Below are 25,691 nucleotides of genomic sequence, written 5' to 3'. Positions count from 1 at the left end.
GACGTGGAAGCCCAGCAATGGGTGAAGCTGACCGGTACTAATAGGCCGAGGACTTGACCACACCCACCCACCCCTCCACCTCGTGGCGGGGCGAGTACCTGCTGAACATGCGAAAAATGCGTCCACTATACGGTTCTGTTCCAACGAACAGGCACCACACCCCAGGCACACACCCCACACCACCAGCACCACACGGTGGTTCGAGGGGGTGGACGGTGCCGGGAGACGGTGACAACTCAATAGACGTGCCGGCGGTCATAGCGGCAGGGGAAACGCCCGGTCCCATTCCGAACCCGGAAGCTAAGCCCTCCAGCGCCGATGGTACTGCCCTCTAGCGGGGGTGGGAGAGTAGGACACCGCCGGACACACACCCAAGAGTGAAGGCCCACCCCAACCAAGCAACCCCGGGGTGGGCCTTCACCACGTCCACCACCACGACCACACGCCACGCGAGGCCGGCCGCACACCGCAAGGGCGCGCCCACCGCCAGCCGGCCGACGCCGGCCCGACGGGCGAATGGCCGGCCCTCCGCCGGCCGGCCAGCGCGGACGGCACTCTAGGCCCGCCCGGTGCCGGCCAACGGCACTCGGCGCAGCCCGATACGCCAGATCGGTGGTTGGCGGGGGAGAATGTGGGTGACCGCCAGCGGAACGAGAGGAATCATCGATGTCTGGTCCCGACCGCCAAGGCACGCCGGATCCGTCCGACGACGGCCGAGCTGGGCGAAGCGGCGGTGGCCGAGACGATCGATCTCCCGGGGGTGCGCCCCGGCGTGGCTCCGGCGACTCTGGCAAGCCCGATTCCCGCGGCACCGGCCGCCCCTCCCGCTCCGGCGACGACTCGCGCGGCGCCGGCCGTCCCTCCCGCCCGCGTTCCAACGACGACCGCGGTGGCGGCAATCGCTCCTCCAGCCCTCGCGGCGACGACTCCCGCGGCGGCGGTCGCCCCTCCGGCTCGCGTTCCAGCGATGATCCACGCGGTGGTCGCCCCTCCGGTGGCCGCTCGTACAACCGCCCGGACGACTCGCGCGGCGGTGGTCGGGGCTCTGGCCCTCGCGGCGACGACTCCCGCGGTAGTGGTCGCCCCTCCGGCGGGCGCTCGTACAACCGCCCGGACGACTCGCGCGGCGGTGGTCGGGGCTCTGGCCCTCGCGGCGACGACTCCCGCGGTAGTGGTCGCCCCTCCGGCGGGCGCTCGTACAACCGCCCGGACGACTCGCGCGGCGGTGGTCGGGGCTCTGGCCCTCGCGGCGACGACTCCCGCGGTAGTGGTCGCCCCTCCGGCGGGCGCTCGTACAACCGCCCGGACGACTCGCGCGGCGGTGGTCGGGGCTCTGGCCCTCGCGGCGACGACTCCCGCGGTAGTGGTCGCCCCTCCGGCTCGCGTTCCAGCGATGATTCCCGTGGCGGTCGCCCCTCCGGTGGGCGCTCCTACCCACCGCGCGACGACGACCCTCGTGGTGGGGGTGGCCGGTCCTCCGGCCCTCGCTCCAGCGATGATTCCCGCGGCGGCGGCGGCGGCGGCGACCGCCCGTCCGGTGGACGCTCCTACTCCCCACGCGGCGATGACCCACGTGCGCGCGGCCGCCGCGACGACCGTGGCTCCGGAAGCGGCGAACGCCGCGGCGGCCCTGGTGGCGGCCGTCCTTCGGGCGGAGGCTATGGTCCGCGCTCCGGCGACGACTCCCGTGGTGGCGGCCGTTCCTCGGGCGGTAGTTATGGTCCCCGCTCCGGCGACGACTCCCGTGGTGGCGGCCGTTCCTCGGGCGGTAGTTATGGTCCGCGCTCTGGTGACGACTCCCGTGGTGGCGGCCGTTCCTCGGGCGGTAGTTATGGTCCCCGCTCCGGCGACGACTCCCGTGGTGGCGGCCGTTCCTCGGGCGGTAGTTATGGTCCCCGCTCCGGCGACGACTCGCGCGGTGGCGGCCGTTCCTCCGGCGGCGGTGGCCGCGGTTCGGACTCGGCCGGTGGCCGTTGGGGCGGAGGCCCGTCGGGCGGGCGTGGTGGCGATCGCCCGGGCGGCGAACGCCGTGGCGGCGGTGACCGTGGCCCACGTGGAGGCGCCTCTCGCGGCCCGGCCGACGGCAGCGACGGATTTCGTACGGCGCCGGGACCGAGCAGCGCGCCCCGCGTCCCCGATCCTGTCGTCGACGAGGACGTGACCGGCCGCGAGCTGGACGAGGAGATCAGGTCCGAGCTCAGCGCGCTGTCCGGCCAGATGTCCGCCGCCGTCGCCCGTCACCTGGTGATGGCGCAGCGCCTGCTCGAGGACGACCCCGAGCAGGCGTACGAGCACGCGATGGCCGCGCGGCGGAAGGCCGGCCGTATCGGCGTGGTCCGCGAGGCCGCCGGCGTCGCCGCGTACCTGGCTGGCAAGTACGCCGACGCGCTGGCCGAGTTGCGGGCCGCCCGCCGGATGACCGGATCGGCCGAGTACCTGCCGATGATGGCCGACGCCGAACGTGGCCTCGGCCGTCCGCAGCGCGCGCTCGATCTCGCGCACGATCCCGCCGTCACCGGCCTGAATACCGCTGGCCGGGTCGAGATGCTCATCGTCGCCGCCGGTGCCCGCCGCGACCTCGGCGACCACGAGGCTGCCGCGGTGTCGTTGCAGGTCCCCGAGCTGCGCTCGAACGCCCGCGCCGAGTGGGTCGCCCGCCTCCGCTACGCCTACGCCGATGCGCTGCTGGCCGCCGGACGGGACAAGGAAGCCCGCCGCTGGTTCGTCCGCGCCGCCGAAGCCGATGTCGACGAGGAGACCGACGCCGCCGAGCGAGCGGCCGACCTGGGCGAGGACTGACGACCCACGCCGACGCGATTGGTCCTTGACCGGCGGTCGGGATCACGTCTGACCGCCAAGCGGGCCCACGGTGTCAATGGGACAGGCGGCGATCGCCCGTCCCATTGACGGCGCAGCATCGTCGACGGATCGGTCCTTGACCGGCGGTCGGGCTGATTGCAGCTGAGCGTCACATGCCCACGGCGACGATGGAACGGGCGGCGATCGATCGCCCATATCGTCGGCGCAACACCGTCGGCAGACCGGTGACGACCGGCCGGTCCGCCCGAGGTGATCGCGACCAAACACCACACGCACTCGAGTAGACGGTGGGACGGGTCGGCGATCGGTGGGTTGGCGGAGCAGCGTCGCCGGAACTGAGCGGCGGCTGATCGGCCAGTAGCGTTGAGCGCCGCCCCGGCGACCGGACCGATCTCGGTCGCGACAGTGCGTCCGCCTCGGTTGGAGCTGACCAGCAGCATCGCAGGCAAGTCCCGGCAGCGACCGCAAGTCTGGCCGCCGGCTACTTCGCCGCGAGCAAGGAAACCCGTCCTCCTTGTCCACAGCCTCGACCACTTTGCCCGCTCATCCACAATTCGCCATTCCGCAGCTGCGCGCTCCCTCATCCCCGCCCACGATGGGACCAGTTCCACTTCCCATCACCCGAAGGAGCCGCACGATGAGCACGAGCACGAGCACGAGCCCGGTCGAGCACACCAACGAGGTCCGGCTGATCGGCCGGCTGTCCGTCGAGCCCGAGGCGGTCATGCTGCCCAGCGGCGACGAGATCGTGACGACGCGCCTGGTGGTCCAGCGGCCACGCCCGTCGGCGGGCCCTCCGGCACCACGCCGCGTCGACACCGTCACCTGCACCGCATGGGGGCCGGCGCAGCGGCGCAACCTGCGTCTTCTCGACGAGGGCGACACAGTCGAGATCACGGGTGCGCTCCGCCGCCGGTTCTGGCGCTCGGGCGCCGGGCCCGGACAGAGCACGTTCGAGATCGAGGTCGAGTCCGCCAACTTCATGGCCCGCGAACCACCGCCGACACCGAAGAGGCGCGCGGCGGGAGCACCGGCAGCGGCAACGCAGCGCCCGCCGGAGCCCGATCCGCAGACCGAGAGGCGCCTAGTCCTGATCGGAGGCGAGGTCGCGCATCAGTAGCCCGGTCCACGGCTTCGGCCCGAACGACGTCGACTTGCGTGGCATCCGCTCGCCGCGGGCCGCGAGGGCCAGGACGTCCGCCAACACAGGCGGCCGCACCAGCACGGCGACCCCCGCGCCGCGCCCAGCCACGCGCAGCGCGTCCCGGCGGTCGTGGTGGTACGTCACGCGCGGATCGGAGTCGTCGACGCCCCACAGGTGAGCCAGCAGCAGGTCCACCAGCACGCCGGAGTCCAGGGCGGCCCAGCCGTCAGGACGGTCGGCCGGGACGGCCTCGGCGAGGGTCGCCGGCTGCGGCGAGCGCAACAGCGCCTGTCGCTGCCCGTCGCCGATGACGAACGCAGTGCCTCGCTCGGCCTCGAGCGCGGCAGTGGGGTCGTCGTCGGCAGCGAGTGCGACGACGTCGAACGCCTTCGCCGCGGCGGCTGCCGCGTCGTCGAGGGTCAGCCCGGAGACGCTGCGATGGATGCCGCGCAGTTCCAGCGGATGCCGCGCGGCGTCGACCAGCAGGGCCAGGCCGTGGTCGGTGGCGGCAGGGTCGGGGTCGGCGGCGTGCACGGCGCGGTAGGCGGCGAACCGATGGTGCCCGTCGGCGATCAGCGCGGTCCGGCCGGCCAGGTCGGCGGCGACGGCGGCCAGTGCGTCCGGCCGGTCGATGCGCCAGAGCTGGTGCGACTCGCCGGCAACAGTGAACTCCAGGTGCGGCTCCGTGCCGGCCGCGTGGTCGACGACCTCGCTGGCCGCGCCGCCGCCGTCATACGTCAGCAGGATCGGCTCGAGCTGCATCCGGGTCGCGCTCATCAGCGCGGCGCGGTCGGCCACCGGGCCGGGAAAGGTGTTCTCATGAGGAAGAACGGGTCCGTCCAGACTGACGCCGCCCACCAGGCCGATCGCCGAACCCCCGGCGGTCACGTGTTGGTAGACGTACAGCGCCGGCGACGGATCGCGGCGCAGCACACCCGCTTCGCGCCACTCTCGCAGCGTGTGCGCGGCCCGGGCGTACCGGTCGCCGTCTCCCGGCAGGGGCCGGGGGAGCGTCAGGTGGACGATGTTGTGCGGGTCATGAGCCTCGAACTCGGCGAGCGCGCGGTCGCCGATCACGTCGTACGGCGGGCACACCACCGCGGCCAGGTCGGCGCCGGGTGCGTACGTGGTCGCGCGGAACGGCGTCAGCCGCAACGGCGGCCCGGCGGTGGTCATCTAGCGGATGGTACGCGGGCCGCCCCGGCCGACCGGCCACGACCACCGGGGGAACCTGCTGGGAGGATGGGTGCCGTGCAGCCCCTGACTCAGACCTACGACGTCGCCCTCCTCGACCTCGACGGCGTCGTCTACGTCGGCGCCAACGCGGTGCGGCACGCGCCGGACGCGTTGCGGCTGGCCCGTACGGCCGGCATGCGGCTGGCCTTCGTCACCAACAACGCTTCCCGGCCGCCGGAACGGGTCGCCGCGCACCTCAGCGAGATCGGCGTCGACGCACGGCCCGACGAGGTCGTCACGTCGGCGCAGGCGGCCGCGCGGCTGCTCGCCGAGCAGCTGCCCAGCGGCTCGAAGGTGCTGGTGGTCGGCGGCGAAGGGCTCGAGGTGGCACTGCGCGAACAGGGACTGATCCCGGTCTCGAGCGCCGACGACGGCCCGGTCGCGGTCGTGCAAGGATTCTCGCCGCACGTCGGCTGGCCGTTGCTCGCGGAGGGCACCTACGCGGTCTCCTCCGGGTTGCCGTGGATCGCCACGAACACCGATCCGGTCGTCCCGACCGATCGTGGGCGGGCGCCGGGCAACGGCACGCTGGTCGACGCCATCCGAACGGCCACGGGGCGCGAACCGGTCGTCGCCGGCAAGCCGGAACCGCCGATGCACCGCGAGGCCATGCTGCGCTCGCGGGCGGAGCGGCCGCTGGTGGTCGGCGACCGCCTCGACACCGACATCGAAGGGGCCAACGCGGCCGGTGCGGACAGTCTGCTGGTGCTCACCGGCGTGACCGATCCCATCGACCTCGTGCTCGCGCCGCCGCGGCTGCGTCCCACCTACGTGGGGTACGACCTGCGTGCGCTGAGGTTACCGGCGGAGGCGTTGTCGGTTCGTGCGGGCGAGTCGAAGGTGGGCGACTGGCACGCGGTGGTCGACGGCGGGACGCTGCGGCTCACCCGGGTCACGGCGGACGAGGCCGGCCCGCGCGGCGACGGCGCCAGCGGCAACGGAACCGACGGCGATCGAGCCGACGGCGATCGAGCCGACGAGCTTGGCGCGCGCGGTGGTGGCGCCAGCGGCGATGGAGCTGGCGGCGGTCGATCCGACGGGGTTGGCGCACACGGTGGTGGCGGCAGCGGCGATGGAGCCGACGGCGATTGGACGGGCGGTGGCGGTGCAGGCGGTGGCGGTGCAGGCGGCGACGGCTCGGGCGACGGTGCGAGTGACGGCGGGCTCGACGCGCTGCGGGCGGCATGCGGCGCCGTCTGGGCCGCGGCCGATGCCGCCGAGGCAGGCAGCGGGACCGCCGCCGACCCGGCGTCGGTCCGGGCAGCGCTCGATGCCGCCCGAATCACCCGTGCGCCCACGCGGCCGTACTAGCGTTGTCGTCATGCAGGAACTGACGGACGACGGCGGTAGCGGAGACGCCCAGGTCGACGAGGCGGTGCGGACGCTCGATGCGCTCGAGGGGTTGCCGGTGCACGAGCACGCCTCGGTGGTCGAGCGGGTCCATCAGGTGCTGCAGGACAGGCTGTCGGGTGAGCCCGACGCGGTGGCCGACGACGACTTCGGTGACGACGCCGACGCCGACGGTGCCGTTGCCTCGCCCGGCGACGGCGAAGGCTGATCGCGCGGTGCCACCTCGTCGACGCCTCGATGCGGAACTGGTGCGCCGTGGCCTGGCCCGCTCGCGGGAGCATGCGGCGACGCTGGTGGGTGACGGCCGGGTGATGGTCCGCGGGCGGGTTGCGACGAAGGCGGCGACGGCGGTCGATCCGGCCGACGCGGTGCTGGTGACCGAGCCGGCCGAGGGCGACGAGTACGTCTCGCGCGGCGGCCACAAACTGGCCGGTGCGCTGGACGTGTTCGAGCCGGCCGGGTTGACGGTCGCCGGACGTCGGTGCCTCGACGCCGGCGCGTCGACCGGTGGCTTCACCGACGTTCTGTTGCGGCGCGGCGCGGCATCCGTGGTGGCGGTGGACGTCGGGTACGGGCAGCTGGCGTGGTCGATCCGGTCCGACGACCGGGTGGAGGTGCACGATCGCACGAACGTCCGTGAGCTGACGCTGGAGATCGTGGGGGAGCCGGTCGACGTCGTGGTGGGCGACCTGTCATTCATCTCGTTGCGGCTGGTGCTCGGCCCGCTGGCGGCGGTGAGCAGACCTGGCGCCGACTTCGCGCTGATGGTGAAGCCGCAGTTCGAGGTCGGCAAGGAGCGCGTCGGCAAGGGCGGCGTCGTGCGCGATCCCGCGCTGCGGGCCGAAGCCGTGCTCGACGTCGCGCGGGCGGCCGGCGAACTGGGCCTGGGCGTCAACGGCGTCACCGCGAGCCCGCTGCCCGGCCCGTCCGGCAACGTGGAGTACTTCCTCTGGCTGCGTTCCGGCGCGCCCGAGGTCCGCCCCGAAGACGTCCAGCGCGCTGTCGAGGAAGGGCCGCCATGACCCGAACGGTGCTGCTCGTCACCCACACCGGGCGCGAGGAGGCCAGACAGATCGCCGCGAAGGTGATCGGCAAGCTCGGCGCGGCCGGCGTCGACGTCCGCGTCATGGCCGACGAACGTCACGACATCGACATCCCCGAGTCCGACCACGGGGTCGCGGCGGTCGTCGCCGAGGGTGATCCGAACGCCGCCGACGGCTGCGAACTGGTCGTCGTCATCGGCGGCGACGGAACGATCCTGCGCGGCGCCGAGGTCGCCCGGCCCACCGGCACGCCGATCCTGGGCGTCAACCTCGGCCACGTCGGTTTCCTCGCCGAGTCCGAGGTCGACGACCTCGGGTTCACCGTCGACCACATCGTGAAGCGCGACTACGTCGTCGAGGAACGCATGACCATCGATGTCGCCGTGCGGCACGACGGTGCGCAGACCGCCGTCGGCTGGGCGCTCAACGAGGTCAGCGTCGAGAAGGCCAGCCGCGAGCGCATGCTCGACCTCGTCGCCGAGATCGACGGGCGGGCGCTGTCGCGGTGGGGCTGTGACGGCGTCGTCATGGCCACGCCGACGGGATCGACGGCGTACGCGTTCAGCGCCGGCGGCCCCGTGGTGTGGCCGGAGGTCGAGGCGCTGCTGATGGTCCCGATCAGCGCGCACGCCCTGTTCGCCCGGCCGCTGGTGGTCGCGCCGTCCTCGGTCATGGCGGTGACGGTGCAGCACAGCACGCGCGGCGCGATCCTCTGGTGCGACGGACGGCGTGCGGTCGAGCTGCCGCCCGGCGCACGGGTCGAGGTCTGCCGCGGGACGCAACCGGTCCGGCTCGCGCGGCTGCACACGGCGCCGTTCACCGACCGGCTGGTCGCCAAGTTCGCGCTCCCGGTCGAGGGCTGGCGCGGCGCGCGCTCATGACCGGGAACCGCGGATCCGGCGGCGTCCGGCGCGAGCGGGCCCGGCGGCCAGGAACAATCACGCATCCACCGACAAGTCGCAACCGTGTCCAGCGGCTTCGCGACGGTAGGCTGAGGTCCCGTGCTTGAGGAAATCCGTATCCGTGGACTCGGCGTCATCGATGACGCCCAGTTGGAGCTGGGGCCCGGGCTCACCGTCGTCACGGGGGAGACCGGCGCCGGCAAGACCATGGTGCTGACCGGCCTCAACCTGCTCATGGGCGGCCGCGCCGACGGCGGCGCCGTCCGCACCGGCAACAGCCGCGCGCTGGTCGAGGGCCGCGTCACGATCGACGCCGGGGGGACGGTGGCCGAGCGGGCCGCCGAGGCCGGCGCCGAACTCGAGCCCGCCGGATCCCGCGGTACGGGAAAGAACAAGAAGGAACGCGTCGAACTGCTGCTGAGCCGCACCGTCATGGCCGAGGGGCGGTCGCGTGCTCACGTCGGCGGCACCAGCGCGCCGGTGAGCCTGCTCGTCGAGCTTGCCGACGGCCTGGTCGCCGTGCACGGGCAGAGCGACCAGCAGCGGCTGCTGCGCTCGTCGCGGCAGCTCGGCGCGCTCGACCGGTTCGCCGGCGCCGCCGTCGCCGAGCCGCTGGCCGAGTACGCCACCCGCTACGCCCGGCTGCGCGCCGTCGAGGCCGAGTTGGGCGAGGTCACGTCGAAGGCCCGCGAACGCGCCCAGGAAGCCGACCTGCTGCGGCTCGGGCTCGGCGAGGTCGAGGCCGTCGACCCGCAGCCCGGCGAGGAAGAGGCGATGCGCGCCGAGGAGGCCCGGCTGGCCCACGCCGACGGGCTGCGCACCGCCGCCGTCGCCGCGCACCAGAGCCTCTCCGCCGACGACACCGGCCAGGACGACACCGACGTGCTCCGGCTGCTGGCCCACGCCCGGCAGGCGCTCGAGAGCGAGCGCGACCACGACCCCGAGCTGGCGGGGCTCGCCGACCGGCTGGCCGAGGCCGCGTACCTCGTCGGCGACGTCGCGGCCGACCTCGCGTCCTACAGTTCCGCCGTCGACACCGATCCGGAGCGGCTGGCCGAGGTGCAGTCGCGCCGTGCCGCCCTCACCGGGCTGACCCGCAAGTACGGCGACACCCTCGACGACGTGCTCAGCTGGGCCGAGGCCGGTTCGCGCCGGCTGCTCGAGCTCGACGGCGACGACGACCGCGTCGCCACCCTGGGCGCCGAGAAGGAGTCGCTGCTCGCCGAACTCGGCGACCTCGCCGCCACCATCACCAAGGCTCGCACCGATGCGGCCGCGACGTTCGCCGACGACGTCAGCGTCGAGCTCACCGCTCTCGCCATGCCGCACGCCCGCATCATCGTCGAGGTCCGCCCCCGCGACGGCTTCGGGCCCACCGGCGTCGACGACGTCGAGATCCTGTTCACCGCGCACAACGGCGGGGCGCCGCGGCCGCTCGACAAGGGCGCGTCCGGCGGCGAACTGTCCCGGCTCATGCTGGCCATCGAGGTGGTGTTCGCCGGCGCCGACCCGGTCCCGACGTTCGTGTTCGACGAGGTCGACGCGGGGGTCGGCGGGAAGGCGGCGGTCGAGGTCGGCCGCCGGCTGGCCATGCTCGCCAAGCACGCGCAGGTCCTCGTCGTGACGCACCTGCCGCAGGTCGCGGCGTTCGCCGACCACCACCTCAAGGTCGTGAAGTCCGACGACGGCCGCGTCACCAGCAGCGGCGTTGAGACCCTCGACGACACCGGCCGGGTGAGCGAGCTCTCGCGCATGCTCGCCGGACTCGAGGGGTCGGCGTCGGCGCGGGCGCACGCCGAGGAACTGCTCGAGACCGCGGCCAGCTCCAAGCGGGGTCGCTGAACCTCCTGCCCACGGGTCTGGCCTGGAGCTAAGGTGATCGCCATGGTCCCGGCGCTGCTCGCCCTGGTCGCGGTCGCGGCGACGACGATGCCCACGGTTCTGGCCGACGCCCCGGCCGCGGCGACACCGGCCGGCCCGCCCGCAACGGTCATCGTCGACGCCGTCCCCGTCACGAGTTCGACCTCCGCCGTCCGCACCCTGGAGCCCGCCGAAGAGGAGCTGGTCGAGCGGTACGCGCCGGTCGTGCGGGTTCGCGAGCAGCTCGAACCGTGTGGCGACGGTGAACCGTACCTGCCTGCCGACGTCGACGTCCTGATGGACAACGACGGCGTGGCGCTGCGCGGGCCATGGACGACGAACGACCTGGTCGACATCGGGCCGAGCGCCGACGACCTCGGCGCCGGCCTGCTCGACTACCACCTCGACTTCCCCGGCGACGCGCTCGACCCCGGCTGCGGCTACGAGCAGTGGGCCCGCACCATCAGCAGCGGCACCGTCCCGACCGTCTACGGCCGTGTCGTCGAGGACGCCGCCCGGCCGGACCAGCTCGCCGTGCAGTACTGGTTCTTCTACGTCTTCAACGACTTCAACAACCTGCACGAGGGCGACTGGGAGATGATCCAGCTCGTCTTCGACGCCCCCGACGCGGAGTCCGCCCTGGAGGTCGACCCGGCCGGCATCGGGTACAGCCAGCACTCCGGCGCCGAGCGGGCCGACTGGGGCGACGACAAGCTGGAGATCGTCGACGGCACCCGCCCGGTCGTCTACCCGGCCGAGGGGTCGCACGCGAACTTCTTCAGCCCGGCGCTGTACCTCGGCGCCAGCTCCGCGACCGGCGTCGGCTGCGACGACGCCACCGGACCGCACACCCAGCTGCGCACCAGCACCGCCGTCATCCCCACCGACGACTACCGGGCCGGCTTCCCGTGGCTGGGATTCCAGGGCCGGTGGGGCGAACGTCAGGAGGCGTTCTACAACGGCCCGACCGGCCCGAACATGAAGACCCAGTGGACGGCGCCGATCCGCTGGTCCGAGACCAGCTGGCGCGACTCCAGCGCGACCGTCCCGCTCGGCGCGTCGCTGGGCCCGAGCGCCACCGACGCGTTCTGCGGCGTCGTCGCCGGCGGGTCGAACCTGCTGCGGCAGCTGATCCGCAACCCACCCGCGGTGCTGGTCGGCCTGGGTGTGCTCGTCGCGCTGCTCGCGCTGGTCGCCAGCCGCACCAGCTGGGGACCGGGCGACCCGTACCCCGTCAGGCAGCGGCGCAGCTGGGGCCGGATCATCGTCGCCGCGCGGCGCATGTACGCGCGGCACCCGCTGCTGTTCATCGGGATCGGCGTGGTCTACGTCCCGGTCATGCTGCTGGCGGCAGGGCTGCAGTGGGTGCTGGTCGAGGCCGGCGAGCTGACGTCGCTGGTCGACACGGACGGCGACCAGAACGCGGCGACGGTGTTCGTCGTGGTGCTGATGGGCGGGGCGATCTCGCTGCTCGCGTACTTCTGCGTCGTCGCGGCGACGGCCCAGGCGCTGCGCGACCTCGACGACGGGCAGCGGGTGACCGTGTTGTCGGCGTACCGCGCCGTCCGGGCCAAGTTGCGGCCGCTGGCGCTGGTGGCGGTGCGGCTGGTGCTCGTCGTGTGGGCGCTGCTGCTGTTCGTGTTCACGGCGCCGCTCGCGCTGATCTACGCGGTGCGCAACGGGTTCGCCCTCCAGGCCGTCATGATGGAGGACCAGCCGGCCGGCGCCGCGTTCCGCCGCAGCCGCGACGTCGTGCGCGGCCAGTGGTGGCGGGCGACGGCGGTCGCGGCGCTGGTGGTGGGGCTGGGCGCGATCACGGGGCCGTTCGTGGGGGTCGTGCTGCTGCTGGTGTCCGACGGCTCGTTCAACGTGATCAACCTGATCACCGCGCTGGTCTACATCGTCACGATCCCGTTCGTCGCGCTCGTGCTCGGCTACCTGTACGTCGATCTGAGCCTGCGGGCCGGATCACCTGACGCGGGTGAGGACCGGCCGGAGGTGCCCGCGGGAGCCTTGCCGTGAGGGTGAGGTGGCGCGATGGGGGCGGACGGGACGGAGCGGCCCGCGGCGGTCCGGGCGGCCGGACGGTTCGGGCGGGTGCTGGTGGGAGGGGCCGGGCTGACGGTCCGTGGTTTGACCAGGCTGGTCGCGCCCTCGCCGGCCCGCGAGTCCCGGCCTGAGGGCGGCCCGGCGGGCCCGGCCGGCGCGATCGGGCAGACCGCGGACGGTCCCGCCGTGCCGCCGCCTCCACCACCGCCTGAACGGCCGGAGACCGAGGCGACGGTGGTCGCGGCGGCCGGCCGGCTGGGGGAGGCGGCGCTCGGCCTGGCCGCGCTGACCAGCCGCCGAGCGCTGGACGTCGCCGCGGGGGTCGCGATGCCGGTCGAGGCAGCGGCATCGATAGTGGTCAGGGCCGGTGCGGTCGTCGCCGGGCGCACGGGGATGGCCCGGCGGGTGGATCGGCTGGCCCGCATCGGCCGCGAGGAGCAGCGCCGGAACGAGCGTGAGGCGGCGCTGCTGTTCCGGTCGGCGTGGCGGCGGTCGGTGGTGGGCGCGGTCGCCGCGACCGACGTCGGCGCCGTGCTGGACGAGGTGGACGTGGACGGGATCGTGCGCCGGGTGGACCTCGACGGCGTGGTCGGCAGCGTGGACCTGAACGCGGTCGTCAGCCGGGTGGATCTCGATGCCGTCGTGGAGCGGGTGGACCTGGACGCCGTCATCGTGCGGCTGCGGGTGCCGGAGCTGGTCGAGCGGGTGCTGGACGACATCGACCTGGGCCGGATCGTGCGCGAGTCCAGCGCCGGGATGGCCGCCGAGACGGTCGACGCGGTGCGGGTGCGCAGCGCCGGGGCGGACCGGGCGCTCAACGGCTTCGTCGACCGGGTGGTGCTGCGCCGGCGTCCCCGCGACAGCGGCCGGGTGACGGACGCACGGGACCGCAACGGCGCGATCGGCGAGGAACCCCCGGCCGGCGGGGCTGTGGGCGACCAGACCGCAGCCGACGGCGCCGAGGGCGACGGGACGGGGCGAGCGCCGCCGTGAGCGGGGCGGGCCTGGTGTCGCGGAGCGCCGCGGCGCTGGTCGACGTCGCGGTGGTGGCCGCGGCGACGGTGGTGGCCGGGCTGGTGCTGAGCGGGATCCGGTACACGGTGGAGGGACCGCCGTTCGAACTGCCGCCGGTGCCGGGGTGGGCGTTCGGGGCGGGGCATTCGCTGCTGGTCGTGGCGTACCTGACCACCGGATGGGCGCTCACCGGGCGGACGCCCGGCCAGTTGGTGCTCGGCCTGCGCGTCGTGACTCGGGCGGACCGGTCGGCGGCGGGACCACTGGGCGTGGGGCGGGCGCTGGTGCGCGCCGTCGTCACGGTGGTGTTCCCGATCGGGGTGCTGTGGACCCTGGTCAGCCGCGACACCCGCGCCGTCGGCGATGTGGTGGCCCGGACGGCGGTGGTGTACGACCCGCCGAGGGAGGCGGCGTGATGAGGAACGTCCTGCGCAGTGCGGGCATGCTGGCCTGCACGATCCTCGTCTACTACACGCTGCCGCTGGACGCGCCCGAAGACCCGCCGGAGGTCGTCGGCGCGGCGGCGTTCGTGGCGGGGGTGGCCGGCCTGATCTGGCTGACCCTGCACGAGGTCCGCCGCTTCGCCAAGCACCTCGGCCAGACGCGGGCCCGGGTGTCCGGCCTGCTGGCGGTGCTCTACATCGTGGTGGTGTTCTTCGCGCTGACCTACTACCTGATGGAGCGCAACGACCCGGACCAGTTCGATGGCCTGAGCACCCGCACCGACGCGCTCTACTTCGCCGTCGTCACGCTGGGCACGGTCGGTTACGGCGACGTGCACGCGGTCGGGCAGGCGGGGCGGATCGCGGCGATGGTGCAGATCGTGTTCGACCTGGTCGTGATCGGCGCGCTGTTCGCCGTCGCGTCGTCGCAGATCGCGCACCGGCTGAGCCTCGCGCGGACTCAGGGAGAGCACGGCGAGGCCGAACCGCCCGGGATCACCCGCGAGGGGTGAGGAGCACAGGCCCGGCGCGGGCCAGGCTGTCGGTCGGAGGTGGACCATGGACGATTACCCGCTCCTGAACCTGTTCCTGACGATGCTCTGGTTCTTCCTGTTCATCGCCTGGATCTGGCTGCTGGTGACACTGCTCACCGACGTGTTCCGCAGCAAGGACCTCGGCGGCTGGTCGAAGGCGCTCTGGACGATCTTCATCCTGGTGTTGCCGTTGTTCGGTGCGCTGATCTACCTGATCGCGCGCGGTTCCGGCATGGCCGAGCGGATGGCGGCGGACTACCAGCAGCGTGACGAGGCGTTCCGCGAGTACGTCCGCGACGCGGCGAGCGACGGGGCCGGCGCGAGCACGGCCGACGAGCTGTCGAAGCTGGCGCGGCTGCGCGACGAGGGGGTGCTCAGCCCGGAGGAGTTCCAGTCGCAGAAGGCGAAGTTGCTGGTCTGAGGGGGGAACGGGGATGCCGCTGACTGAGTACCCGGCGGGGCGGGCGTTCCCCGGCGTCGTGGGCCGGACGTTCGACGTGTCGGAACCGGCCTGGCCGGAACCGCGCCGGGCGGCCGGCGACGCGCCGAACGTGCTGTTCGTGATCCTGGACGACACCGGCTTCGGCCAGCTCGGCTGCTACGGCAGCCCGATCGAGACGCCGAACCTGGACCGCCTGGCCGCCGGCGGCCTGCGGTACGCCGGCATGCACACGACGGCGCTGTGCTCGCCGACGCGGTCGTGCGTGCTCACCGGCCGCAACCACCACTCGAACCACATGGCCGGGATCACCGAGATCGCCACCGGCTTCCCGGGCTACGACGGCTACATCCCGTTCGAGAACGGCTTCCTGTCAGAGACACTGCTGGGCCACGGCTACAACACCTACGCCGTCGGCAAGTGGCACCTGACCCCGGCCGACCAGACGTCGGCGGCCGGTCCGTACGACCGCTGGCCGCTGGGCCGCGGCTTCGAGCGCTACTACGGGTTCATGGGCGGCGACACGCACCAGTACTATCCGGAGCTGACCCGCGACAACCACCGCGTCGAGCCGCCCCGGACCCCTGAGCAGGGCTATCACCTCACCGAGGATCTCACCGACACCGCGATCGGGTTCATCGCCGACGCCAAGCAGGTCGCGCCGAACAAGCCGTTCTTCCTCTATTTCGCCACCGGCGCCATGCACGCGCCGCACCACGTCCCGCGCGAGTGGGCCGACCGCTACGCGGGCGTGTTCGACGACGGCTGGGACGCCTACCGCGAGCGGGTGTTCGCCCGGCAGCGCGAGCTGGGGCTGCTGCCGTCCGGCGCCGAGTTGTCGCGGCACGACCCGGACGTGCAGCTGTGGGAGGACTGCACCGACGACGAGCGCCGCCTGTACGCCCGGATGATGGAGGTGTTCGCCGGCTTCCTGACGCACACCGACCACCAGATCGGGCGGCTGCTGGACTTCCTCGAAGAGTCCGGCGAGCTGGAGAACACGCTGGTCATGGTGTTGTCCGACAACGGCGCCAGCGCCGAGGGCGGCCCGACCGGTTCGGTCAACGAGAACAAGTTCTTCAACTTCGTGCCGGAGTCGCTGCCGCAGAACCTCGCCGCCATCGACGAGCTGGGCGGCCCGAAGCACTTCAACCACTACCCGTGGGGCTGGGCGTGGGCCGGCAACACGCCGTTCCGCCGCTGGAAGCGCGAGACCTATCGAGGCGGCGTCAGTGACCCGTTCATCGTCCACTGGCCGCGCGGGATCGCCGCCCGCGGCGAGGTGCGCACCCAGTACGCGCACGCGATCGACCTGGTCCCGACGGTGCTGGACGCGCTCGGGCTGGAGCCGCCGGGCCAGCTGCGCGGCGTGACGCAGTCGCCGCTGGAGGGGGTCAGCTTCGCGCACACCTTCGACGCCGCGGACGCGCCCACCCGGCACGTCACGCAGTACTTCGAGATGCTCGGGACGCGCGCGATCCACCACGACGGCTGGCGCGCCGTCTGCCCGTGGCCGGGCCCGTCCTTCGCCGAGGCCGGCCGCTCGTTCGGCACCCCGATCACCGCCGCCGACCTGGCCGCCCTCGACGCGAGCGGCTGGGAGCTCTACCACGTCGACGAGGACCCGACGGAGAACCACGACCTCGCCGCCGAGCAGCGCGACAAGCTGATCGAGCTGATCTCCCAGTGGTACACCGAGGCCGGCAAGTACAACGTGCTGCCGGTCGACGGACGGGGGCAGCAGCGGCTGGCCGAGGACCGGCCGACGATCGCGCCGCCGCGCACCCGCTACGTCTACCGTCCGGGCACCCAGGAGGTGCCGTCGGTGGTCGCGCCGCGGCTGGTCAACCGGGCGCACACGATCACGGCACTGGTCACGGTCCCGGACGACGGCGCCGAGGGCGTGCTGGTCTCGCAGGGCGGCATCGACGGCGGCTTCGCGTTCTTCCTGCGCGACGAGCGCCTGCACTACGTCTACAACTACGTCGCCGACCAGGAGTTCCACGTCGTCTCCGAGGGCACCGTCCCGCCCGGCCGGCACGCGCTGAGCCTCGAGTTCGAGCCGACGGGTGAGGCCCGGCTGGAGGAGGGGAAGGGCACGCCCGGCACCCTGACGCTGTTCGTGGACGGCGAGTCGATCGGCTCCGGCGAACTGCCGGTGACGATCCCGATCGCCATGGGGCTGGCGTCGGGCATCGCCGTCGGCGCGGACGCCGGATCGCCGGTCAGCGAGGTGTATGCGGCGCCGTTCCCGTTCACCGGCAGCATCGACCGGATCGTGTACGACGTGTCCGGCGACAGCGTCGTCGACCACGCCGCGGAGATCCGGATCGCGCTGGCTCGCCAGTGACCGCCGGCCGGGCCGGAACCCGTCCCGGACCCGGCCCGGAGATCGGCCGTCGCGGTCCCGGTGAACCTGTGGGAATCGGCCAACACACACCGGACCGATGCGGTGTTACGGGCCCGGACGTGGCAGGATTCGCTTGGTGAGGATGCCTGCACTACGCCGCCGCAAGCCCGATGACCTGCCCGGGGTCAGCGGCGTCGTGCGCCTCGATCACCGCACCAAAAACCTGACGAAACGGCTCAAAGCGGGCGAGATCGCCGTCATCGACCACCTCGATCTCGACCGCGTCTCCGCCGAGGCGCTCGTCGCCTGCCAGGCCGGCGCCGTCGTCAACGTCCGCCCGTCGGTCAGCGGCCGCTACCCGAACCTCGGGCCCGACATCATCGTCCGGGCCGGCATCCCGCTGATCGACGACGTCGGCCCCGACCTCTTCAGCGCCGTCAAAGAGGGCGAGCGGCTGCGCGTCGACGGCACCACGCTGTACCGCGACGCCACCGGCGAGGCCGTCGGCGTCGGCATCCGGCACGACGAAGAGAGCCTCGCCAAGCTGATGAGCGCGGCCCGCGAGGGCCTGTCCGCGCAGCTCGAGGCGTTCGCCGCCAACACCATGGAGTTCCTCAAGCGTGAGCGCGAGCTGCTCCTCGACGGCGTCGGCGTGCCCGAGATCCGCACCGACCTCGACGGCCGGCACGTCCTCATCGTCGTGCGCGGGTACGACTACAAGGAAGACCTCGCCACGCTGCGGTCGTACATCCGCGAGTACGACCCGGTGCTCATCGGCGTCGACGGCGGCGCCGACGCGCTGATGGAGGTCGGCCTCAAGCCCGACCTCATCGTCGGCGACATGGACTCCGTCTCCGACGACGTGCTGTCCTGCGGCGCCGAACTGGTGGTACACGCCTACCGCGACGGCCGCGCGCCGGGCCTGGGTCGGCTCGAACGCATGGGGCTGTCCGGCATCCCGTTCGCGGCCACCGGCACCAGCGAGGACATCGCCATGCTGCTGGCCGACGACAAGGGCGCCAGCCTCATCGTGGCCGTCGGCACCCACGCCACCCTGGTCGAGTTCCTCGACAAGGGCCGCTCCGGCATGGCCAGTACCTTCCTCACCAGGCTGCGGGTGGGCAGCAAGCTGGTCGACGCCAAGGGCGTCAGCCGGCTCTACCACAGCAGCGTCCCGGCGTGGATGCTGGCCGTGCTCGTCGTCGCGGGCATCACCGCGGTCGTGGCCGCCATGTACTCCACCCCGACGGGCCAGGCCTATCTCGACATCGTGGGCTCGTGGTGGGACCGCTTCTATTTCTGGGTCAAGGGACTCTTCTGACGTGATCGACTTTCGCTACCACCTGGTCTCGATCATCGCTGTCTTCTTCGCGTTGGCGGCCGGCATCGTGCTCGGCGCGGGCCCGCTCGGCGACACCGTCGACGACACGCTGGCCGAGCAGACGTCGTCGCTGCGCGACGAGAACCGCGACCTGCGCCAGCAGCTCGAGGACACCGAACGCGACACCGCATACCAGCAGGCATTCCTCGAAGAGGTCACGCCGCGGCTGGTCACCGGCCAGCTCGAGGGCGAGTACATCGGCGTCATCGCGCTGCCGGGCGCCGACGAGGAGACCGTCACGGCCGTGCGCGACACGCTGGTGCAGGCCGGTGCGACGGCCGACCTCACCGTCCGCATCGAGCCGACGTGGACCGACCCCGACTCCGAGCCGACGCTCGACGAGCTGGCCACCGAGCTCGTCACGTCCGGCACCGAGCTGCCTGCCGACGGCGGCGGGTACGCCCGCGGCGCCGCGGTGCTGGCGGCCGCGCTGATGGCGCCGCCGACCGAGGCCGGTGCCTCGCACGAGACCATCGACACCGCCACGGTCACGGCGTTCGAGGAGTCCGACCTCATCACGCTCGAGCAGGACGCGTCGGTGGCGCCGTCGATGGCGGTGCTGGTCGCGGGCAACGTCTCCGGCGACGACGCGGAAGACCGGCTGGACCGGCTGGCCACGCTGGTGGGCGGCATCGACGCCGCCGACGCCGGCACCGTCGTGGCCGGTCCCGCCTCGACCGCCGAGGACGGCCTGCTGCGCACCATCCGCGACAACGGCGATCTCGCCGAGGTCGTGTCCACCGTCGACTCCGTCGACCTGCCCAGCGGCCGCGCGGCCGTCGTCTTCGCGCTGAGCGAGCAGGCCGGGGGCGGCTCCGGCCAGTACGGCGTGGTGGGCGAGACCGACGGCGCGCTGCCGCCGGTGCCCGAGGAACCCGGCGCGTCGGTCACCGACGAGCCGACCGAAGAGGGCTCGCCGTGAGGCGCATCGTCGGGTCGCTGGTCGCGGCCGGCGCCGCGGGCGCCGTCGCCTGGCTGGCGGCCCGCAAGATCGGCGACGCGAAGCCCGGCGGCGCCGAACTGTGGGAGCGCAAGAACTTCCGCGGCTCGACGCTGACGCTGGCAGCCGGCCCGGCCGCTGCCGCCGGCGCCGCCGCGGGCGTCGCCGTCGCGCCGGGGCTGCCGGCACGGGTCCGCACCGCCGGGGTGACCGCCGCGGTCGCCGTCGGCGCCGTCGGGCTCTACGACGACCTGTTCGGCTCGACGGCCAGCAAGGGGCTGCGCGGCCACCTGACCGCGCTGCAGTCCGGCGAGGTCACCAGCGGCGTCGTGAAGATCGGCGTCATCGGCGCGGCCGGGGTCATCGGCGGCGCGCTGGTCAGCGACAACGTCGTCGACGCCGCCATCGGAGGCGCCGCCGTCGCCGGGCACGCGAACCTGCTGAACCTGCTCGACCTCCGGCCCGGCCGGGCCAACAAGACCGTGCTGCTGCACGCGCCGGCCGTCCTCGGCGGCCCGGCGGCGCCGGTCGGTGCCGCCGCCGTCGGCACCGCGCTGGCGTTGCTCCCCGACGACCTCGGCGAGCGCACGATGCTCGGCGACGCCGGTGCCAACACGCTGGGCGCGCTGCTCGGGCTGGCGCTGGTCGCCCGCGAGGGGCGGGCCGCGCGGCTGGTGCACCTCGCCGTCGTCACCGGGCTCACGCTGGCCAGCGAGAAGGTCAGCTTCACCAAGGTCATCGAGCGCACGCCGGTGCTGCGCGAGCTCGACGGCCTCGGCCGCCAGACCTGACCCGGTGAACCCACGCCGGGTCGCCGCCGGGGCGGCCGCCGGGATCGCCGGGGGCGCGGCGCTGATCGCCGTGGTCAGCGTGCTGGCCCGGGTGGTCGGCTTCGGCCGTCAGCTGGTCTTCCAGTCGCAGGTCGGCGAGACGCTGCTCGGCAGCGTGTACGCGACCGCCAACGCGATCCCCAACGTCGTCTTCGAGATCGTCGCCGGCGGCGCGCTGGCCGGCGTCGTCGTCCCGCTGCTGGCCGCCGCGGCCGGGCGGGGCGACCACGAGCACGTCAAGCAGACGGTGTCGGCGCTGCTCGGCTGGACGCTGGTGCTGCTGGTGCCGGTGGCGCTGCTCGGCGTGCTGATCGCCGGGCCGCTGATGGAGCTGATGCTGGGCGATGCCGGCGGCTCCGAGGGCGTCACCGTCGGGCGCTCCATGCTGCTGCTGTTCCTGCCGCAGATCCCGCTGTACGGGATCGCCGTCGTGACCGCCGGGACGCTGCAGGCGCACCGCCGGTTCCTGGCGGCCGCGCTGGCGCCGGTGCTGTCGAGCCTGGTCGTGGCCGGGGCGTACGTGGCGTTCGGCGCGGTGTTCACCGGCGACCCGAACGACCTGTCGACGCTGGACCGCCGCGACGAGCTGGTGCTGGCCGGCGGGACGACGCTCGGCGTGCTCGCGCTGGCGCTGGCGACGCTGGTGCCGATGCTGCTGCGGGTGACCGGGCTGCGGCCGACGCTGCGTTTCCCGGACGGCGTCAGGCGGCGGGCCGTCGTGCTGGCCGGGGCCGGGCTGGTCACTCTGGTCGCGCAGCAGCTGGCGTACCTGACGTCGTACCTGATGTCGAACGAGCACGGCGGCACCGGCGGCGCGGTGACCTACCTGAACAGCTGGATGGTGTTCCTGCTGCCGTACGCCGTGCTGGCCGTCCCGATCGCGACGGCGGCGTTCCCGCGGCTGTCCGAGCACGCCGAGACGTCGCAGTCGTCGTACGCGTCCGTGCTGGCGAGGTCGACGCGGGCGGTAGTGCTGGTGTCGCTGCTGGGCGCGGCCGTGCTGACGGCGGTGGCCTGGCCGGTGGCCCGGTTCTTCGCCGCCATCGGGGCCGGTGACGCGCCGCCGGAGCGCATGGCGTGGGCGCTGGTGGCGTTCGCCCCGGGCCTGGTCGGCTACGGGCTGGTCGCGCACCTGGGCCGGGCCCTGTACGCGCGCGGACGGGGCAAGACGGCGGCCGCGGCGACGGCGACCGGCTGGCTGGTGGTCATCGGGCTGGCGGTCACGCTGACGTCGTCGGTGGGGGAGGAGGGGACGACGGCGGCGCTCGGCCTGGCGCACACGGCCGGCCTGAGTGTGGCCGGCGTACTGCTGCTGGCCGGCGTCGTGCGCGACTCCGGCGGCGTGGCGCTGGCCGGGGTGGCGCGGACGTTCGTGGTGGGCGCGGTGGCGGCCGGTGTGGGCTGTGCGGCCGGGTGGGCGGTGGCGTCGGCGTTCGGCCCGGGGTCGACGGCGTCGCTGGTGCTGGCCGGGCTCCTGGCGGCCGCGGCGGTGACGGCGGTCGCCGGGGCGCTGGCGTGGCCCGTGCTGCGCGAGTTGCGCGGGTTGCGCCCATGATCATCAACCATTTGTGCTGCCATGACGACCGAAAAGGTTGATGATCATGGGGCCTGGGACGGAGGAGCGAGAATGAGGCTGACGATCGTCGTCGGCATGACGGCGGGGGGCGTCGGCATGCACGTGCGGTCGCTGGTGCAGCGGCTGGGCGGGCTCGGCATCGAGGTCGGCGTGGCCGGCCCGCCGGAGACCGAGGAACGGTTCGACTTCACCGGCGCGGGCGCCCGGTTCGCGCCGGTCCGCATCGGCAGCGCGCCGAACCCGCCGGCCGACGTCGCGGCGGTCCGGGGGCTGCGACGGGCGTTCCGCGGCACCGACGTCGTGCACGCGCACGGGTTCCGGGCGGCCGCGCTGTCCGGGCTGGCGCTGGGCCGGCGGCGCCCTGGACGCGTCCCGCTACTGGCCACCTGGCACAACGCCGTCATCGCGACCGGCCCGAAGCGGGTGCTGATCGCCGGCCTGGAGCGGCTGGCGGCGCGCCGAGCCGACGTCACGCTCGGCGTCTCGTCCGACCTCGTCGCCCGGGCCCGCGAGCTCGGCGCGCCGGACGTCCGGCTGGCCCCGGTCGCGGCGCCGCGCGTGCAGCCCGCCAAGCGCGACGCGGCCGCCGTCCGGGCCGAGCTGGGCGCGGGGGACCGGCCGCTGCTGCTGGCGGTCAACCGGCTGGCCGAGCAGAAGGGCCTGGACGTCCTGCTGGCGGCCGCCGCCCGCTGGGCCGAGCGCACCCCGTCGCCGCTGGTCGTGGTGGCCGGAGACGGGCCCCTGGAGAACGAGCTGGCCGCGGCCGTCGCCCGCGACGACCTGCCGGTGCGGCTGCTGGGCCGGCGTACCGACGTCCCCGACCTGCTGGGCGCCGCGGACGTCTACGTCCTGACGTCGGTCTGGGAGGGCCGCCCGCTGGTCATCCAGGAGGCGATGCAGGTCGGCCTGCCCGTGGTGACGACGGCGGCCGGCGGCGTGCCCGAGCTGGTCGGCGACGGGGCGACGATCGTGCCCGTGGGCGACGCCGGGGCCGTCGCGGACGCCGTCAGCGCCCTGCTCGACGACCCGCGGAGCCGGGCCGAGCTCGGCGCACGCGGCCGCAAGCAGGCCGAGACCTGGCCCGACGAAGACGACAACGCCCGGCTGGTCGCCGACCTCTGCCGGGACCTCACCGGGCGTTGACGCAGGCTTGGTCCGCCCCCGCCAGCCGCGAGTCCGGCGGGGGCGGTGGCCACCACGGGGGAAAGTGGCCGAAGCCAAACGTACCGGATCAAGATCGGCAAGCCACCCTGATCGGGGAAAGATCTCATCAAGTTCTACGACGGCGAACACCGGCTCCGGCGAGTCGGCCCGCCGAGTGCTCCGGGACTGTTAGGCTGGAGGTCCGTGGAGCAAAGGTTCAGCGTTTCGTCGCCGAACCGCCAGTTGACGGATTGACCACGGGAGCCCCTCTTGGCCTTGCAGCCGACTACCCATGTGTTCGTGACCGGAGGAGTCGCCTCCTCCCTCGGTAAGGGGCTCACGGCCTCCTCGTTGGGGAGCCTGCTCACCGCCCGCGGCTTGCGGGTCACCATGCAGAAGCTCGACCCCTACCTCAATGTCGACCCCGGGACGATGAACCCGTTCCAGCACGGTGAGGTGTTCGTCACCGAGGACGGCGCCGAGACCGACCTCGACGTCGGCCACTACGAGCGGTTCCTCGACCGCGACCTCAACAAGTCCGCGAACGTCACCACCGGCCAGGTGTACTCCGACGTCATCGCGAAAGAGCGCCGCGGCGAGTACCTGGGCGACACCGTCCAGGTCATCCCGCACATCACCAACGAGATCAAGGACCGCATGATCGCCATCGGGGAGGGCGACGTCGACGTCGTCATCCACGAGATCGGCGGCACCGTCGGCGACATTGAGTCGCTGCCGTTCCTCGAGGCCGCGCGGCAGGTCCGCCACGACGTCGGCCGCGACCGCTGCTTCTTCCTGCACGTCTCGCTGGTGCCTTACCTCGCGCCGTCGGGCGAGCTGAAGACGAAGCCGACGCAGCACTCCGTCGCCGCGCTGCGCCAGGTCGGCATCACGCCCGACGCCATCGTGTGCCGGTCCGACCGGCCCATCCCGGCGGGCGTGAAGAAGAAGATCTCGCTGATGTGCGACGTCGACGCCGAGGCCGTCGTGGCCGCCGTCGACGCGCCGTCCATCTACGACATCCCGAAGGTGCTGCACACCGAGGGCCTCGACGCCTACGTCGTCAAGCGGCTCGGGCTGTCCTTCCGCGACGTCGACTGGACGGCGTGGGACGAGCTGCTGCGCCGCGTCCACCACCCGCGCTACGACGTCACCGTCGCGCTGGTCGGCAAGTACGTCGACCTCCCCGACGCGTACCTCTCGGTCACCGAGGCGCTGCGGGCCGGCGGGTTCGCCAACGACGCGAAGGTGCACATCCGCTGGGTGCCGTCCGACGAGTGCGAGACGCCCGAGGGTGCCGCGGCCCAGCTCGGCGACGTCGACGGCGTCGTCATCCCGGGCGGGTTCGGCATCCGCGGCATCGAGGGCAAGATCGGCGCCATCCGGTACGCCCGCGAGCACCAGCTGCCGACCCTCGGGCTGTGCCTGGGCCTGCAGTGCATGGTCATCGAGTACGCCCGGTCCGAGGCCGGCCTGGTGCAGGCCAGCTCGGCCGAGTTCGACCCCGAGACGCCCGAGCCGGTCATCGCGACCATGGCCGACCAGAAGAGCATCGTCGCCGGTCAGGGCGATCTCGGCGGCACCATGCGGCTGGGCTCGTATCCGGCGGTGCTCGGGGACGGGACGCTGGCGCGCGAGCTGTACGGCGCGAGCCGCGTCACCGAGCGGCACCGGCACCGCTACGAGGTGAACAACGAGCACCGCGACCGCCTGGTCAAGGCCGGGCTGGTGGTGTCCGGGACGTCACCCGACGGCACGCTGGTCGAGTTCGTCGAGCTGCCCCGTGACGTCCACCCGTTCTTCGTCGCCACCCAGGCGCACCCGGAGCTGAAGTCGCGGCCGACCCGCGCGCACCCGCTGTTCACGGGCCTGGTCGCGGCGGCCGTCGCCCGGCAGCAGGAGACGCAACTCCCGGTCGACGTCGAACCGGCGGTCGTCTCCTAGTTGAGTGAGTCCGATTGATCTTGGCTACGCAGCCTGTGTGGCCGGGGTCCGAGGAAAGGGTGCGTCTCCCGAGGCCGCAGCCGCTGACGACCGGCCCGTCAGGCCGGTCAACTCGGTCGGGCCGGGGTTCTCGTTGGCTGGCCGGACCGTCCGCCGGAGGCCGCCACCTTGGCCGTCCCCTGCTGCCCATTTTCTCAGCCGCTTGACCCGCGGTCCCGCGGTCTGAGAACGGGCACCTATCAGGGGGACGGGGAAAGACTGGGCACACCTCGCCGCCCGCCGCCATGATCAACTCGGGTCATGGAGGCGGGGCCGCGACTTCCGCAACCGCGGCCACCGTCCTCGATGGTGAGAACCGCGCGAACGGCGACCGAAACACGGCCCCCGCCATCGAAGACGGCGGCGGGAGTCGGGGACGGCCAAACGGTGCACCCGGGCGGATCTACATGATCATCAACGATCAGCGACATCATGACGTCGCCAGCGGTTGATGATCATGGCTGACAGGGGTTGGCCGGTGCCCGCACTTCCTCCGTCGCCCTGATAGGTGCGGCCAAGACAATGGGCAGCAGGGGGACGGCCCCACGTGGCCATGCGGGCAAACCGCCGCACGACGGCGAACCGTCCACCCGATCAATCGGACTCACTCATCCAGCGAGGCTGGCCTCGGACCGCCGAGTCTGGGGCTGGGCAA

The 25,691-nt window shown here is 73.2% G+C and carries 19 protein-coding genes, 1 rRNA gene and 1 pseudogene; 20 read left to right on the top strand and 1 reads right to left on the bottom strand.

From position 1 onward, the window contains the following. The first annotated feature begins 247 nt into the window (after positions 1–247). From rrf to ACW62_RS31810, 3 genes are all read left to right on the top strand, one after another. Positions 248–365: ribosomal RNA gene (gene rrf / locus ACW62_RS31825) — 5S ribosomal RNA — on the top strand. Between the two features lie 1,792 nt (positions 366–2,157). Then, positions 2,158–2,799, top strand: a complete 642-nt coding sequence (locus tag ACW62_RS35525) for a tetratricopeptide repeat protein (protein WP_053208152.1) — start codon at positions 2,158–2,160, stop codon at positions 2,797–2,799. Between the two features lie 658 nt (positions 2,800–3,457). Further along, the gene (locus tag ACW62_RS31810) at positions 3,458–3,940 is read left to right on the top strand and encodes a single-stranded DNA-binding protein (protein WP_053208151.1); all 483 of its coding nucleotides are present in this window, start codon (positions 3,458–3,460) and stop codon (positions 3,938–3,940) included. Here the strand turns inward: ACW62_RS31810 and ACW62_RS31805 are convergent. Further along, positions 3,905–5,140: a DUF1015 family protein gene (locus ACW62_RS31805; protein WP_053208150.1), complete on the bottom strand. Its 1,236-nt coding sequence runs from the start codon at positions 5,138–5,140 to the stop codon at positions 3,905–3,907. The two genes, ACW62_RS31810 and ACW62_RS31805, sit on opposite strands and share 36 nt — an antisense overlap. Positions 5,141–5,206: 66 nt before the next feature. On the opposite strand from ACW62_RS31805, the pseudogene ACW62_RS36055 reads away from it, so the two are divergent. The 17 genes and pseudogenes from ACW62_RS36055 to ACW62_RS31720 all read left to right on the top strand — a co-directional run. Next, a pseudogene (locus ACW62_RS36055) lies at positions 5,207–6,217 on the top strand (HAD-IIA family hydrolase); the annotation flags it as partial. A gap of 304 nt (positions 6,218–6,521) precedes the next feature. Next, a complete protein-coding gene (locus tag ACW62_RS36050) occupies positions 6,522–6,758 on the top strand; it encodes a hypothetical protein (RefSeq protein ID WP_053208149.1) in 237 nt (78 codons plus the stop codon). A gap of 7 nt (positions 6,759–6,765) precedes the next feature. Next, positions 6,766–7,572 (top strand): TlyA family RNA methyltransferase, encoded by an 807-nt coding sequence (locus ACW62_RS31790; protein ID WP_053208148.1) that lies wholly within the window; start codon positions 6,766–6,768, stop codon positions 7,570–7,572. Continuing rightward, complete coding sequence (locus ACW62_RS31785; RefSeq protein ID WP_083460409.1) at positions 7,569–8,474, top strand: NAD kinase; 906 nt, start codon at positions 7,569–7,571, stop codon at positions 8,472–8,474. The genes ACW62_RS31790 and ACW62_RS31785 overlap by 4 nt, the downstream gene beginning before the upstream one ends. 120 nt (positions 8,475–8,594) lie before the next feature. Further along, complete coding sequence (gene recN / locus ACW62_RS31780) at positions 8,595–10,337, top strand: DNA repair protein RecN (protein WP_053208147.1); 1,743 nt, start codon at positions 8,595–8,597, stop codon at positions 10,335–10,337. Between the two features lie 42 nt (positions 10,338–10,379). Next, a complete protein-coding gene (locus ACW62_RS31775) occupies positions 10,380–12,377 on the top strand; it encodes a Vps62-related protein (RefSeq protein ID WP_240477472.1) in 1,998 nt (665 codons plus the stop codon). A gap of 15 nt (positions 12,378–12,392) precedes the next feature. Beyond that, the gene (locus tag ACW62_RS31770) at positions 12,393–13,397 is read left to right on the top strand and encodes a hypothetical protein (protein WP_053208145.1); all 1,005 of its coding nucleotides are present in this window, start codon (positions 12,393–12,395) and stop codon (positions 13,395–13,397) included. Next, positions 13,394–13,834 carry an RDD family protein gene (locus ACW62_RS31765; RefSeq protein ID WP_053208144.1) on the top strand — a complete coding sequence of 147 codons (441 nt, stop codon included), beginning with the start codon at positions 13,394–13,396 and terminating at the stop codon, positions 13,832–13,834. The genes ACW62_RS31770 and ACW62_RS31765 overlap by 4 nt, the downstream gene beginning before the upstream one ends. Next, entirely contained in the window at positions 13,834–14,373 is a 540-nt protein-coding gene (locus ACW62_RS31760) for a potassium channel family protein (RefSeq protein WP_083460408.1), read from the top strand. The genes ACW62_RS31765 and ACW62_RS31760 overlap by 1 nt, the downstream gene beginning before the upstream one ends. A 46-nt stretch (positions 14,374–14,419) precedes the next feature. Beyond that, positions 14,420–14,815: an SHOCT domain-containing protein gene (locus ACW62_RS31755; protein ID WP_053208143.1), complete on the top strand. Its 396-nt coding sequence runs from the start codon at positions 14,420–14,422 to the stop codon at positions 14,813–14,815. Positions 14,816–14,828: 13 nt separating this feature from the next. Then, positions 14,829–17,183, top strand: coding sequence for an arylsulfatase (locus tag ACW62_RS31750; protein WP_053208142.1), 2,355 nt, complete (start codon positions 14,829–14,831; stop codon positions 17,181–17,183). A 142-nt stretch (positions 17,184–17,325) separates the two neighbouring features. Then, positions 17,326–18,504, top strand: a complete 1,179-nt coding sequence (gene steA, locus ACW62_RS31745) for a putative cytokinetic ring protein SteA (RefSeq protein ID WP_053208141.1) — start codon at positions 17,326–17,328, stop codon at positions 18,502–18,504. A 1-nt stretch (position 18,505) separates the two neighbouring features. Beyond that, positions 18,506–19,486 (top strand): copper transporter, encoded by a 981-nt coding sequence (locus tag ACW62_RS31740; RefSeq protein ID WP_053208140.1) that lies wholly within the window; start codon positions 18,506–18,508, stop codon positions 19,484–19,486. Continuing rightward, a complete protein-coding gene (locus ACW62_RS31735) occupies positions 19,483–20,295 on the top strand; it encodes a hypothetical protein (protein ID WP_053208139.1) in 813 nt (270 codons plus the stop codon). Before ACW62_RS31740 ends, ACW62_RS31735 begins: the two co-directional genes overlap by 4 nt. Before the next feature lie 4 nt (positions 20,296–20,299). Further along, positions 20,300–21,889 carry a murein biosynthesis integral membrane protein MurJ gene (gene murJ / locus ACW62_RS31730; protein ID WP_053208138.1) on the top strand — a complete coding sequence of 530 codons (1,590 nt, stop codon included), beginning with the start codon at positions 20,300–20,302 and terminating at the stop codon, positions 21,887–21,889. Between the two features lie 72 nt (positions 21,890–21,961). Further along, positions 21,962–23,053: a glycosyltransferase gene (locus ACW62_RS31725; RefSeq protein ID WP_053208137.1), complete on the top strand. Its 1,092-nt coding sequence runs from the start codon at positions 21,962–21,964 to the stop codon at positions 23,051–23,053. 294 nt (positions 23,054–23,347) lie between these two features. Beyond that, a complete protein-coding gene (locus ACW62_RS31720) occupies positions 23,348–24,997 on the top strand; it encodes a CTP synthase (protein ID WP_053208136.1) in 1,650 nt (549 codons plus the stop codon). Positions 24,998–25,691: the final 694 nt, after the last annotated feature.

Origin of the sequence: Jiangella muralis, assembly GCF_001270745.1 — a bacterium.
Lineage (GTDB): Bacteria > Actinomycetota > Actinomycetes > Jiangellales > Jiangellaceae > Jiangella > Jiangella muralis.
This window is presented reverse-complemented; position numbering and strand designations above follow the sequence as displayed.